7 protein-coding genes are annotated in these 13,790 nt (G+C 70.6%); 5 read left to right on the forward strand and 2 right to left on the reverse strand.

The window, feature by feature from the left end:
- Nucleotides 1-102 precede the first annotated feature (102 nt).
- The 5 genes from BKK79_RS28060 (at nucleotide 103) to BKK79_RS28080 (ending at nucleotide 10,694) form a co-directional block, all read left to right on the forward strand.
- Nucleotides 103-1,659: a ShlB/FhaC/HecB family hemolysin secretion/activation protein gene (locus BKK79_RS28060; RefSeq protein WP_083384707.1), complete on the forward strand. Its 1,557-nt coding sequence runs from the start codon at nucleotides 103-105 to the stop codon at nucleotides 1,657-1,659.
- 69 nt (nucleotides 1,660-1,728) lie between these two features.
- A complete protein-coding gene (locus tag BKK79_RS28065; protein ID WP_071039449.1) occupies nucleotides 1,729-4,788 on the forward strand; it encodes a two-partner secretion domain-containing protein in 3,060 nt (1,019 codons plus the stop codon).
- A 234-nt stretch (nucleotides 4,789-5,022) separates the two neighbouring features.
- Nucleotides 5,023-8,553, forward strand: coding sequence for a two-partner secretion domain-containing protein (locus BKK79_RS28070; protein WP_335582946.1), 3,531 nt, complete (start codon nucleotides 5,023-5,025; stop codon nucleotides 8,551-8,553).
- Nucleotides 8,554-8,988: 435 nt separating this feature from the next.
- Nucleotides 8,989-10,041, forward strand: a complete 1,053-nt coding sequence (locus BKK79_RS28075) for a phytoene/squalene synthase family protein (RefSeq protein WP_071040406.1) — start codon at nucleotides 8,989-8,991, stop codon at nucleotides 10,039-10,041.
- 92 nt (nucleotides 10,042-10,133) lie between these two features.
- Nucleotides 10,134-10,694 carry a hypothetical protein gene (locus tag BKK79_RS28080; protein ID WP_071040407.1) on the forward strand — a complete coding sequence of 187 codons (561 nt, stop codon included), beginning with the start codon at nucleotides 10,134-10,136 and terminating at the stop codon, nucleotides 10,692-10,694.
- Nucleotides 10,695-10,775: 81 nt separating this feature from the next.
- On the opposite strand, the gene BKK79_RS28085 is transcribed toward BKK79_RS28080, so the two are convergent.
- Nucleotides 10,776-12,101 carry a collagen-like triple helix repeat-containing protein gene (locus tag BKK79_RS28085; RefSeq protein WP_071039451.1) on the reverse strand — a complete coding sequence of 442 codons (1,326 nt, stop codon included), beginning with the start codon at nucleotides 12,099-12,101 and terminating at the stop codon, nucleotides 10,776-10,778.
- Between the two features lie 480 nt (nucleotides 12,102-12,581).
- Nucleotides 12,582-13,589 carry a helix-turn-helix domain-containing protein gene (locus BKK79_RS28090; RefSeq protein WP_071016823.1) on the reverse strand — a complete coding sequence of 336 codons (1,008 nt, stop codon included), beginning with the start codon at nucleotides 13,587-13,589 and terminating at the stop codon, nucleotides 12,582-12,584.
- Between the last annotated feature and the right edge of the window lie 201 nt (nucleotides 13,590-13,790).

The following is a 13,790-nucleotide window of genomic DNA, read 5'->3' on the forward strand; positions in this document are numbered from 1 at the left end:
CCGCCGGGCCGTCCGCCGGGCCTGTCGCTGCTTTGGCGGGCCGGCGTGGCGCTGCTGCTTCCCTTGCCGGCGCACGCCCAGGTGCCGAACGCCGGGCAGGCGATGCGTGACATCGAAACCGCTCGGCCAGTCCTGCCGGCCGCGCCGGTGCCCGAGATCAAGATCACAACCCCCCAGCCCGATGCGGATGTCACGCCGGACAGCGGGCCGCGCATGTTCGTGCAGGCATTCACCCTCGAAGGCAACCAGGTGTTCCATGCCGATGAGCTGCTGCCGCAGCTGGCGGACCTCGCCGGCCGCGAGCTGGGCTTCGCCGACCTGCAGCAGGCCGCCGCACGGATCACCGCCTACTACCGCGAGCGTGGCTACGTGCTGGCCCGCGCCTACCTGCCCCACCAGGAGATCGACGGTGGTGTCGTGCGTATCGCGGTGGTGGAGGGGCGCTACGGCCGCATCGTGCTGAACAACCGCTCGCGCGTCAGCGACGGCGCGCTGCAGCAGCCGCTCTCCGCCCTCCGGCCGGGAGCAGTGGTGCGCGGCGCCGACCTCGAGCGCACCCTGCAGTTGCTCGACGACCTGGCCGGCGCCACCGCGCGCGGCACGCTGCGCGCGGGAATCGAGCCCGGCACGACCGACCTGGTGGTCGATGTCGAAGGCGGGCCCCTCGTTACCGGATCGCTCGACTTCGACAACTTCGGCGACACGTCGTCGGGCCGCTATCGCTTCAGCGGCAGCGTCAACCTCAATTCGCCGCTGGGGCTGGGCGACCAGCTGAGCCTGCGCGGCCTCGCCAGCGACGAGCGGCAGAGCTACTACCGCGCGGCCTACCAGTTGCCGCTGGGACCGGTGTCGACGCGCGTCGGCGTGGCCTATTCGGAGATGCGCTACCACCTCACCGGCAGCTTCGCGGAGCTCGACTACCGCGGCAGCGCGAGCGTGCAGAGCGCCTTCGTCGCGCAGCCGCTGCTGCGCAGCCGCAATCTGAACGTCACGGCGCAGGTCCAGTACGACAACAAGGACCTGAAGGATACCTACGGCCAGTTCGACGTGCGCAACGACAAGAACGTCGGCCTGTGGAGCGTCTCTGTCAGCGGCAATGGCGAGGACGGCTGGTTCGGCGGCGGCCGCAGCGCGCTGTCCATGACGCTGGGCCTCGGCCGGTTGCGTGGCAATGATGCACTCGGTTCGGACCGGTACACCAAGGCCATGGGCAGCTTCACCAAGCTGAACGTGAGCGCGCTGCGCCTGCAGGCGCTCGGCCGCCGCTTCCAGCTCTACACGCAGTTCAGCGGACAACTTGCCTCGCGCAACCTCGACGGCTCGGAGAAATTCAGCCTGGGCGGCCCTTACGGCGTGCGCGCCTACGCGCTAGGCGCCGGCAGCGGCGACCAGGGCTGGCAGGCGAGCGCCGAGCTGCGCTACCTGCCGGCGCCGCGCTGGCAGCTCAGTGCCTTCGTCGACGCCGGCCAGGTGCAGTTCAACAAGCATCCGTGGACGCGCGAGCGCAACACCCAGCAGCTGCAGGCGGCCGGCGTCGGCGCCGGCTGGAGCGACGGCAAGCGGCAGGCCACCCTGACCGCGGCCTGGCCGCTCAGTTCGGCTGCGGGCTCGCCGGCGCGCGCGCCCAGCGTATGGCTTCAGGCGACTCAGTACTTCTGAGGCGCTCTGTCGTACCTCGTCCTGTGGACGGGATTCCTACTGACGTGAATGACAAGAAGGGAAACCAGCATGAACAAGACCTACGCATTGGTGTGGAACGACGCCCAGGGTACCTGGGCGGTGGTCGGGGAAACCGCGCGCCGGCATGGCAAGTCGGGCGGCGGCAAGCGGCTCGCGGCCGCCTCCCTGTCGCTGCTGGGGCTGGCGGCGCTGCCGGCCTTCGCGCTGCCGACCGGGGAAGCCATCGTGTCGGGGCAGGCGGATATCTCGCGCTCGGCGGACGGCAAGTCGATGTCGATCCAGCAGCAGACCGACCGCCTGGTCACCAACTGGCAGGACTTCAGCGTGGGCGGCGGTGAGCGCGTGGCGTTCCACCAGCCGACCAACCAGTCGATCGCGCTGAACCGCGTGATCGGCAACAACGGCAGCCAGATCCAGGGGCAGATCGACGCCAACGGCAAGGTGTTCCTGGTCAACCCGAACGGCGTGGTGTTCGGCGCGGGTTCGCAGGTGAACGTGGGCGGCCTGGTGGCGTCGACGAAGGAGATCTCGGATGCGGATTTCCTGGCGGGCAACTACCGCTTCGCGGGTGCCTCGGGCCAGTCGGTGGAGAACGCCGGCACGATCACGGCGGCCGAAGGCGGCAGCGTGGCGCTGCTGGGCGCGCGCGTGTCGAACACGGGCGTGATCCGGGCGCAGGCGGGCCGCGTGGCGCTGGGCGCGGGTGAGGCGTTCCACGTGAACTTCGACGGCAAGGGCCTGCTGAACCTGCAGGTGGAAGGCGGCGCGATGGACGCGCAGGCCAGCAACGGCGGCCTGCTGAAGGCGGACGGCGGCGAGGTGCTGATGACGGCGCGCGCGGCCAACGGCCTGCTGAACGCGGTGGTGAACAACAGCGGCACCATCGAAGCGCAGGGCCTGAGCGCGCGCGACGGCAGGATCGTGCTGGACGGCGGCCTGGTGAAGGTCGGCGGCAAGCTGAACGCGGCCGGCGGCACGGTGGCGACGCGCGGCGAGCGCGTGCAGGTGGCGGACGATGCGCAGGTCGATACGCGCAGTGCCGCGGGCCGCACCGGCACGTGGACGATCGAGTCGGCGAACGCGAACGTCGAGGGCGCGGACAGCGCGATCGGCGCGCAGACGCTGTCGCGCGCGCTGGGCACGAGCAACGTGGCGCTGACCAACACGTCGGGCGACCTGTCGGTGAACGGCGCGGTGAACTGGTCGAGCGACCACGCGCTGACGCTGACGTCGCAGCAGGGCGACGTGGCGCTGCAGCAGGCGCTGACGGCGAGCGGGGCGAAGGCGGGCGTGGCGGTGAACGCGGCCGGCGGCATCCGCGTGGACGACAAGCTGGCGCTGACGGGCGAGCAGGCCGCGCTGGCGCTGAACTCGGCGCAGGGCCACCGCTTCACGCAGGACAAGGCATCGGTGACGCTGTCGGGCCGCAACGCCTCGTTCTCGGCGAACGGTGACGCCTACCAGGTGATCCACGACGTGGCGGACCTGCGCAACGTGGACCGTGACCTGAAGGGACGCTACGTGCTGGGCAATGCGGTCGACGGCAAGGGCGCGGCGTTCCAGAGCATCGCTGCGAACAGCTCGTTCGACGGCGTGTTCGATGGTCTCGGCAACACGGTTTCCCGGCTGAAGGTCACCGGTGGCAGCCCGTCCGTCGGCCTGTTTGCCGGGAATCGCGGCCGTATCGCCAATCTTGCGCTCGATTCGCTTGCCGTGAGCGGTGCGGCAGGTCGCAGCGTTGCGGGAATCGGCGGTCTTGTCGGCTACAACCGGGGAACGGTTTCGAACGTGCGCGCGTCGGGAATGACCGTCTCGTCCATCGGCACGGGCTATAGCGTTGCCGGCGGACTCGTCGGCGTGAACGACGGCGGCGTCGTCGACAGCGCGCGCTTCCAGGGCCGTGTCAGCGGCAACGACAGGACGATGACGATCGGCGGGATTGCCGCCCAGAACGTCGCCGGCGCACGGATCGTGAACAGTCGCGCCGATGCCGAGATCACGACCCCGAAGGCACAGATTTCGGGCGGCATGTATATGGCGGGCGGCCTCGTTGGCATGAACTCGGATTCGACCGTGGCGAATTCGTCGAGCAGTGGCAGGCTCACGGTGGGCGACAACTTGATCGCGGGCGGTCTGGTCGGCTTCGCGGCCGGTGGTGCGATCGACCGCTCGGCTTCGTCGATGGCAGTGTCGGCCGGAAAAGCGAGCACGGTTGGCGGCGCGATCGGCTGGAGCGCCAATGCGGAGCTGTCGAACGTGTCGGCGAGCGGCAGCGTCAGCGCAACGACCGGAGCGACGGTCGGCGGGCTGGTCGGCAGCAATTCCGGCGGCACCATTCGCGACGCATCGGCAAGCGGCAACGTTGTTGCAGCGGCGGGCAGCACGATCGGCGGGTTTATCGGCAGCAACGACAGAGGCGAGATCGCCGCGTCGCACGCATCCGGCAACGTAAGCGGAAACGGTGCGACCACGGTGGGTGGCTTTGCGGGTGCGAATGCCGGCGCGATTCGCCAGAGTGCGGCGGAGGGCAGCGTGAGCGCAGGCAACACGAGCAAGGTCGGTGGGCTCGTGGCCGTCAACGACGGGACGATCGAAGATTCGCGGTCGAGCGGTACGGTGCGCGGCGGCCTGGACAACACGATCGGCGGGCTTGTCGGCGAGAACCACGGCACCATTGCATCGTCGAGTTCGACGTCGAACGTTTCCGCAGGGCGCGACAGCTATGTGGGCGGTGTGGTCGGCGTCAACAAGGGCCGGGGTGCCGTCGTGAGCGGCTCGAAGGCGTCCGGCAACGTGACGGTCGCCGGCGGGCGATTCATCGGCGGCTTTGCAGGCTGGAACGAGGCGCTGATCTCCGATTCGGAATCGTCGGGAACGGTGTCGAGCGCGGCTTCGTGGGGCGGCGGCTTCGTGGGCGGGAACGCCGGCACGATCCGTTCTTCCCGGACGAGCTCGAAGATCGAATACCCGACGCAGGCGCGGCCGGTGTTTACCGGCGGTTTCGCCGCGATCAACACCGGACGCATCGAATCGAGCCATACGACGGGCGCGGCATCGGCTGAACCGTTTGCCGATCTCAATATCGGGATGATCGACGGCAAGCGGTAATCCGCGTCAACGCGGGATGTGGCGCTGCTCGCCCATCCCGCTCTTCGAAGGCGGCAATCGAGTCGCGGCCGGTCCGATCACGAAGGGCCGGCTTTTCCGTGTCGCATGACGCGATGCAGGCATGCCCGGCACTAGTCGTGTCGATATCCGCGATGCAGGCCGCGAATCGTTGCTTGCAGCCCTTCATTTTTCATTCAGGTATGCGAATCGATCGGCAACGGCGGGTCGATTCCGTTGCTCGGCCGCTTCGCGGTGCACCGGGTTCGACGGCCTGCCTGTCGGGCATCGGGGTTCGGGCCGCCCGGCCTTGCCGGACGGCCTGATCGGAGGTCCATCGCAGATGGACCTGTTTTAACGAAGTATGAAGAAGGATTGGAAATGAATAAGACCTATTCGCTGGTATGGAATGAGGCCCAGGGTGGCTGGTGCGTGGTGAGCGAAACCGCGCGCCGGCATGGCAAGTCGGGCGGCGGCAAGCGGCTCGCGGCCGCTTCCCTGTCGCTACTGGGGCTGGCGGCGCTGCCGGCCTTCGCGCTGCCGACCGGGGAAGCCATCGTGTCGGGGCAGGCGGATATCTCGCGCTCGGCGGACGGCAAGTCGATGTCGATCCAGCAGCAGACCGACCGCCTGGTCACCAACTGGCAGGACTTCAGCGTGGGCGGCGGTGAGCGCGTGGCGTTCCACCAGCCGACCAACCAGTCGATCGCGCTGAACCGCGTGATCGGCAACAACGGCAGCCAGATCCAGGGGCAGATCGACGCCAACGGCAAGGTGTTCCTGGTCAACCCGAACGGCGTGGTGTTCGGCGCGGGTTCGCAGGTGAACGTGGGCGGCCTGGTGGCGTCGACGAAGGAGATCTCGGATGCGGATTTCCTGGCGGGCAACTACCGCTTCGCGGGTGCCTCGGGCCAGTCGGTGGAGAACGCCGGCACGATCACGGCGGCCGAAGGCGGCAGCGTGGCGCTGCTGGGCGCGCGCGTGTCGAACACGGGCGTGATCCGGGCGCAGGCGGGCCGCGTGGCGCTGGGCGCGGGTGAGGCGTTCCACGTGAACTTCGACGGCAAGGGCCTGCTGAACCTGCAGGTGGAAGGCGGCGCGATGGACGCGCAGGCCAGCAACGGCGGCCTGCTGAAGGCGGACGGCGGCGAGGTGCTGATGACGGCGCGCGCGGCCAACGGCCTGCTGAACGCGGTGGTGAACAACAGCGGCACCATCGAAGCGCAGGGCCTGAGCGCGCGCGACGGCAGGATCGTGCTGGACGGCGGCCTGGTGAAGGTCGGCGGCAAGCTGAACGCGGCCGGCGGCACGGTGGCGACGCGCGGCGAGCGCGTGCAGGTGGCGGACGATGCGCAGGTCGATACGCGCAGTGCCGCGGGCCGCACCGGCACGTGGACGATCGAGTCGGCGAACGCGAACGTCGAGGGCGCGGACAGCGCGATCGGCGCGCAGACGCTGTCGCGCGCGCTGGGCACGAGCAACGTGGCGCTGACCAACACGTCGGGCGACCTGTCGGTGAACGGTGCGGTGAACTGGTCGAGCGACCACGCGCTGACGCTGACGTCGCAGCAGGGCGACGTGGCGCTGCAGCAGGCGCTGACGGCGAGCGGGGCGAAGGCGGGCGTGGCGGTGAACGCGGCCGGCGGCATCCGCGTGGACGACAAGCTGGCGCTGACGGGCGAGCAGGCCGCGCTGGCGCTGAACTCGGCGCAGGGCCACCGCTTCGCGCAGGACAAGGCATCGGTGACGCTGTCGGGCCGCAATGCCTCGTTCTCGGCGAACGGTGACGCCTACCAGGTGATCCACGACGTGGCGGACCTGCGCAACGTGGACCGTGACCTGAAGGGACGCTACGTGCTGGGCAACGCGGTCGACGGCAAGGGCGCGGCGTTCCGGAGCATCGGCGCGCGCGGCGCCTTCGACGGCGTGTTCGATGGACTTGGCAACACCATCAGCGATCTGTCGGTTTCCAATCAGGGCAGCAATGCCGTCGGTCTCTTCGCCGTCAACTCCGGCCATATCGCCAACCTCGGTCTGGACAAGGTGTCGGCTCAAGCTGTCGTGCCGTACGGCTGGTCGCCGGTCAGCGTCGGCACGCTGGCCGGCTACAACACTGGCACCATCTCGGATGTGAAGGCGACGAACGTCTATGTGGGAGGCGAGGGGCGCACCTTCGTCGGCGGGCTCGTCGGCAGCAACTGGGGTGGATCGATCGAGCGCGCAGCCGTGATGGGGCGCGTCGTCGGTGGCAGGGATGCGCAGGCCGTCGGAGGCCTGGTCGGTGAGAATATCTCGTTCATGGCGCCGGGCTCCGACGACGCGATGATCCGCAACAGCCGTGCCGACGTGCAGGTCGTCAGTTACTCGACCGGCAACGCAGGCGGGCTGGTCGGGGAAAACCGTGGTGTCGTCGATGCGTCGACGGTCACGGGCACCGTGGCAGCGCTCGGCGCCGGCGGCCGCATCGGTGGACTGGTCGGCAGCAACGCCGGCGGCGTGGTCAAGGGATCGACGGGCTTCGCGGACGTGGAGGCCAGGCACATTGCGACCGTGGGCGGTCTCGTCGGCCACAATGCCGGACGGGTGGATGCATCCGGGTTCAACGGGCTCGTGAAAGCTGGCGACATGGCTCGCGTGGGCGGCCTGGCCGGTGAGAATCGCGGCGTCATCCACGCATCGACGGCAGCCGGCAGGGTGACGGCCGGTGCGTCGAACGTCGGCGGCCTCGTCGGTGCCAATTTCGCGAGCCTGCGCGAGTTGACGTCCAGCGTCACCGTGGAGGCCGGTGCTGCCGGCGTGGCCGGGGGCCTGGTCGGGCATAACGCCGGCAAGGTCGACGCGTCGAGCGCAAGCGGCAACGTCATGGTGGGCAGGGGCGGCATCGCAGGCGGGCTGGTCGGCCGCAATGCGGCGAGCGGCGAAGTGCTCGCTTCGTCGGCTGGCGGCGAGGTGGTCGGGGGTGACTTCGCGACGGCGGGCGGTCTGGTCGGCGTGAACGACGGCGCGATCCGCGCGTCGTCGTCGCAGGCCAGCGTGATGGCCGGCATGATGTCGCGGGCCGGCGGGCTGGTCGGTGCCAATGCGGGCACCGTGAAGGCATCGGCGTCGACGGGTTCGGTCACCGGCGATTTCGAGAGCGTCATCGGCGGCCTCGCGGCGACCAATAGCGGCACCGTCGACGGATCGACTGCGTCGGGCAAGGTCCTGGCCATGTTTGACAGCGTCGCCGGCGGGCTCGTCGGCCGCAACACGGGTTCGGTGCTCGGCTCCGATGCGACGGGCTCGGTCACCGTGGTGGGCTCGGGCAAGGTCGGCGGCCTGGTCGGCTTGAACGCCGGCCGCGTGTCGTCGTCGAGCGCATCCGGTGACGTCGCGGGCGACCAGCGCGCCTATGTCGGCGGTCTGATCGGTGAGAACTACATGGGCGCATCGGTGGAGAAGTCCAGCTCGACCGGTTCGGCGAGCGGAAGCCACAGCAGCCAAGTCGGCGGCCTGGTCGGCTTCAACGGCGGGGCGATCGCATCGTCTTCGTCGGCCGGCACGGTTTCCGGTGGCTACTACGCACGGCTGGGTGGCCTGGCGGGCGCGAATTTCGGCACGATCGAGCGCTCGACGACGACGACCCGCGTCGCGCAGGTGCCGGCTTACGCCCAGCAATATGGCACGCTCGTTGGCTTGAACTTCGGCCTCGTGAAGAGCAGCAGCTCGAGCGGCAATGCCGCGTGGATGCCGCTTGCCGGCGTCAACTACGGCAGCATCCGCGACTGACCGGCATCCGGCGTGCCGGACGCAGGGTGACGGCCTGAGCGGGACTGGCGGCCGTCGCCTTCGGGCACGTTGCCCGGCTGGAGCGGAGGCGGGCGAATCGCATCGCGCGCGCCGCTCCGGCCGGCCTCTTTCCCTGGGCCATTTCGTCCATTCGTCCTTTCGTCCTTTCGCCCTTTCACCTTGTGGTCGCGGCAGGCTTCGTCGCGGCGTAAGCCGCTCGCATCGAGGCCTGCCCGCGCCACGCACGAACGGGGCCGCCGCTCCAGGCGGCCCCGTTCGCCTATTTCCCTTCGATCGCCCACAGCCGGGAGCCCGCAAGTCGGGCCGCCCGCTTCTTTCCGGGCAGCGCGTGGAGCGCAGGAAGATACAATGCGGCTGCGCGCGCTGCGCTCCTCCCGCAGCGCGGCCTTGTCGCTCCATTCCGCATCTCCCGCCATGTCCGATTCTTCCCGGGCCTTCCTGCTCGGTCCGCTCCTGAAAGGCGTCTCGCGCTCCTTCTACCTGACGCTGCGCGTCCTGCCGCATGGCATGCGCGATCCGGTCGGCCTGGCCTACCTGCTGGCGCGTGCCGCCGATACCATCGCCGACACCTCGCTGATTCCGCCGGAGCAACGGCTGGCCCTGCTGTTGTCGCTGCGCGAGCGGGTCAACGGCGCCGCCGACGACGGCACGCTGGTGCGGCGCCTGGCCGTGGAAGTCGGCGCCCAGCAGGCGCAGTCGGACGAGCGCGTCCTGCTGGAATCGCTGGGACCCGCGCTGGATGTGCTGGCGCAGCTCGATGCCGACGACCGTCAAGCCGTGCGCGGGATCGTGTCCACACTCACCGAGGGCATGGAATTCGACCTGCGCACCTTTCCCGACGAGCGCTCGGGCCGCATCGTCGCGCTGCAGGCAGCGGCGGAACTCGATAACTACACTTACCTGGTGGCCGGCTGCGTGGGGGAGTTCTGGACCCGGATGACGTACGCTCACCTGCCCGGCACGCTCAAGGACGAACCGGCCGTCATGCTGGCGCGCGGTGTGCGCTTCGGCAAGGCGCTGCAGCTCGTCAACGTGCTGCGCGACTGCGGCAAGGACCTGCGCATCGGGCGCTGCTACCTGCCGCAGCCGATGCTGGCGCGCTGCGGCCTGCAGCCGCAGGACCTGCTGCAGCCGGAGGCGTCGCGGCAAGCCCGGCCCTTGCTGCAGGAGCTGCTGCGTACCGCGCTGGCGCATTTCCGCGCAGCGATCGACTACACGCTGGCCATTCCCGCCACCGCGCTGCGTCTGCGCCTGGCCTGCCTGTGGCCTATCCTGATCGGACTGGAGACCCTGGAGCTGCTGGCCGCCAATCCGGCCTGGCTGGATCCGGCCAGTGCATCCAAGCTGCCGCGTAGCGGCGTCTACCGCATCCTCGCCTGCTCGCTGCCGCTGGCGCCGCTGGATCCGGCCTTGCGCCTCTGGTTTTCCCGCCTGACGGCCCGCATCGAAGCGCAGCTGGACGACTGAGCGGCGCGCCGCTTCATACCAGATCGGGCGCGGCGCGGCGGCATGGCATAGTGTCGCCCTGTCCGTTGATGCACGCCGGAGTGCGCCGCGCCATGACCCTGCTCGATCAGTTCCTGCCCCGTTTCGATTTCCACGAGCGCCACGCCATCACCATCGACGCGCCGGCAGGCATCGTGCTGGACCATGCCGCGCGCCAGCGCGCCCAGGACGATCCCTTCATCCGCACGGCCATCCGCCTGCGCGAACTGCCGACGCGGCTGTTCGGGCTGTCGCAGCGGCAGCCGCTCGACCTGGACGATTTCACCTTTCTCGGTCGCGACGGTGACCGCGGGCTCGCCTTCGGCCTGACGGGGGCGTTCTGGCGCCCCGACTACGGCCTGGTGGAGATCCGCTCGCCCGAGCAGTTCCGCATGCACGGCCGCAACGATGTGTGCAGCCTGGTGATGGGCTTCGACACCGGCAGCGACGCCGCCGGGCGCACGGTGCTGCGTACCGAGACGCGCGTGTTCTGTCCGACGGCGGCGGTGCGGCGTCAGTTCGCGCCGTACTGGTACCTGATCCGGCCGGTCAGCGGGATGATCCGGCGCCGCATGCTGGCGCGCGTGCGGCAGCATGCCGAGAGCGAGGTGGCGCGGCGCGGGCGCGCCGGCTGAAACGGGGCAGGCGGGCGGGGAAGGCCGCGCCGGCATCCCCGCGGGGCACCGGCGCGGCCTCGCTGCCGTGCCTCAGTTCTCTCAGTTCTTCTTCTGGCCGGTCAGGCCGCCCAGCAGGTTGGTGACCGGCGCCAGCGGGCTGGCGGTCGAGCCACTGCTGCTGCCACTGCTGCCGCTGCCGCTCAGCCCGCTGGTCAGGCCGCCGACCAGGTTGGTGACCGGCGCCAGCAGGTTGGCGGGACTGTTGGTGCCGCCGCCGCTACCGCTGCCGGCGCCGCTGCCGCCGGCCACCCCGCTGAGCAGGTTGGTGACGGGGGCGAGCGGATTGCTGCCGCTGCTGCTGCCGCCGTTCTGCAGTCCGCCGGTCAGGCCTCCCAGCAGGTTGGTGACCGGCGCCAGCGGACCGCTGCTGCTGCCGCTGCTCCCGCCGAGCGTGCCGCCGAGGCTGCCGAGCAGGCTGGTGACCGGTGCCAGGGGATTGCTGCCGGTGCCGCCTGTACCACCGGTGCCGCCGGTGGGCGCATTGAGCAGGCCGCCGAGCGATGCCACCGTGGCGCCGGTGGTGCTGACGACACCGCCCAGGGTGGAGACGATCGGTGCATTGGTCTGGGTGAGCTGGTTGCCGACCTGGCCGACCGCGCCGCCCACGGTGGTGAGCAGGTTGTTGACCGGCGCACCCAGTCCGGTGGCCTGGCCCAGGGTCTGGGTGGTGCTGACCAGCGCGGAGGTGAGGGGCTCGATAGCCTTGCCGACCGTGGTGGTCAGCTGGGTGACCGGGGCGGTCACGGACTGCGGGCTCAGGTTGCCGACCAGGCCGCCGACCTGGCTGACCACCGAACCCACCGGCTGGGTGACCGGCGCCAGCGCGCCCTGGCCCAGGTTGCTGACCGCGCTGCCGACGCCGCCGATGGTGGTGCCGAGCTGGTTGAGCGCCGAGGGGCCGGTGGCGCCCGTGGCGCCGGTGGATCCGGTCGTGCCGGTGGACCCGGTGGACCCGGTCGTGCCCGATGGCCCGGAGGGGCCGGTGGCGCCGGTGGACCCCGTGGCGCCGGTCGGTCCGGTGGCGCCGCTGCCACCCGTCGCGCCGGTGCCACCGGTGGCGCCGGTCCCGCCGGTGCTGCCCGACGGTCCGGTCGCTCCGGTCGAGCCCGTGGTGCCGGTGGTGCCGGTCGCGCCCGAGGCACCGGTGGTGCCATTGCTGCCATTGTTGCCGGTGGCCCCGGTGGTGCCTTGCGGGCCTGCGTTGCCGGTGGCGCCGGTAGTGCCCTGGCTGCCGGCGGTGCCCGCCGTGCCGGCCGGGCCGGCCGGGCCGGTTGCGCCCATGGCGCCGTCACTGCCGTTGGCGCAGCCGCCGAGCAGGACCAGGGTGCCGACAGTGATGCCGAGCAGGAGATGCGGATTGCGCACGGTAATTCCCCTCTAAGATCGTTGTTTGACTCGGAGAGGTCGGACTGCAATTGGCGTGCCCGTGGCCTCGGGCTGTCGCGCGGCGCCGGCCGCGCTGCCTTCGATTGCCCACAATCCCTTGTGGCGCAAGGATCCGCGGGTGGAGGCGGGGATTGGCACGGGCCGTCGCCGGAGCCCGTTCAGGGCGCTTCCCGCGTTACGGTGTCCGTAACGCGCCCGTAACGCCGTCCGCCATGCTGTCCGTTATCTCCCCTGTCCAGCGGAGCCTTCGTCACGTGGCGGCTCGGCCGGCCGGCTGGCGGCGCTGCGGCGCTTCCGTTCCCGCCCGCACTTGACAATGCCGGGGCGCGCTGACGGCCGCGAGCGGCGCCGGCGGCATCGCGCTCGGCACGCACCTGAGCGCCATCGCGCTGTCGCCTTGATGCCCTGAAATCCTGATGTCTTGATGTTCTTGATGTCTCCGGCGCGGCGGCCTGGGCTTCAGGGCCGCGCCTGCCCGGGACTCCCGCGATGTTCGCGGTATTCACTGGGGCTCAGGCCGGTGTGCGCGCGGAAGGCGCGGCTGAAGTGCGACAGGTTGCCGAAGCCCCATGAGAGCGCGATCTCGGTGATCGAGCGGCCCGCCAGCTGCGGCGCGCGCAGGTCGCGCATGCAGCCTTCCAGGCGCTGGCGCTGGATGCGCTCGGCGGGCGTCTCGCCGCTGCCGGAGAAGGCGTTGTAGAGATGGCGGCGGCTGCAGTTCAGCAGCTGCGCCAGCCGCTCGGGGGTGAAACCCGGGTCGCGCAGGTGCGCGCCGATGGCCTGGCGGATGCGGTCCAGCAGCAGCGCGCGCTGGCTGGGCGCGCTCTCCACGCCCTGCAGTTCCAGCAGCGACAGCTGCACCAGTTGCAGCAGCATTTCGCCGGCGCCGTGCGCGGCCGCGTCGCTCATGTGCGGCAGCTCGCGGAAGGTGTGGCGCATCGATTCGAGCGCCACGCGTGAGATCCCGGCCGCGCCACCGACCTGGCGCGCCATCAGCGCGTCGAGGCGCAGGCCCGAAGCGGCGATGCGTTCCTTGGGCACCATCACGACCAGGTGTTCGCACGCGAGCGGGTTCGAGACGGCGTAGGGCGCCGTGGTGTCATAGATGGCCCAGGCGCCGGCGCCCACCTGAGCGGTGCGCCCGGCCTGCTCGACCTCGGCCACGCCAAGCGCGGGCGCCACGATCTTCAGGTAAGGCTGCTCGCTCTGGCGGGCCAGGGCGCGGCTGCGCAGCACGCGGTGGCGGTCGGCGCGCAGGCGCGTGAGGATCACGCCGCCGGCGTGGCAGGCGCACAGGCTGCCGCGGAAGCCCGCGCTATCTGTGCGATCAGCGTGATCGGTGCTTTCGCCAGCGCCGTAGAGATCCGACTGCAGCCCGCCGAAATGCTCGTGCATCCACTGCCGCCACGCCGCAGCGCGCTCGCGCGGGGCGAGCGGTTCGGTGGTCAGGGTGGTGACGGTCTGCATGCGGATGGGCGTTCGTGGTGGCGTTCGTGGGGGCTGCCGTGCGTCCGGCCATGGCCGGATCCGCTGCATTATAGGGCTGCCCCGCGCACCGGCCGCGGCGGCCCGCTCGGGGTTAACCCCGGCCGGCTTGCACGCCGCGCACAGCCCGAAGTGCACGCCCGGCACAGCGGCGCGCGCCGGCCTTGCCTACCATCGCCTGCG

It is taken from the genome of Cupriavidus sp. USMAA2-4 (genome assembly GCF_001854305.1).
GTDB classification, from domain to species: domain Bacteria; phylum Pseudomonadota; class Gammaproteobacteria; order Burkholderiales; family Burkholderiaceae; genus Cupriavidus; species Cupriavidus malaysiensis.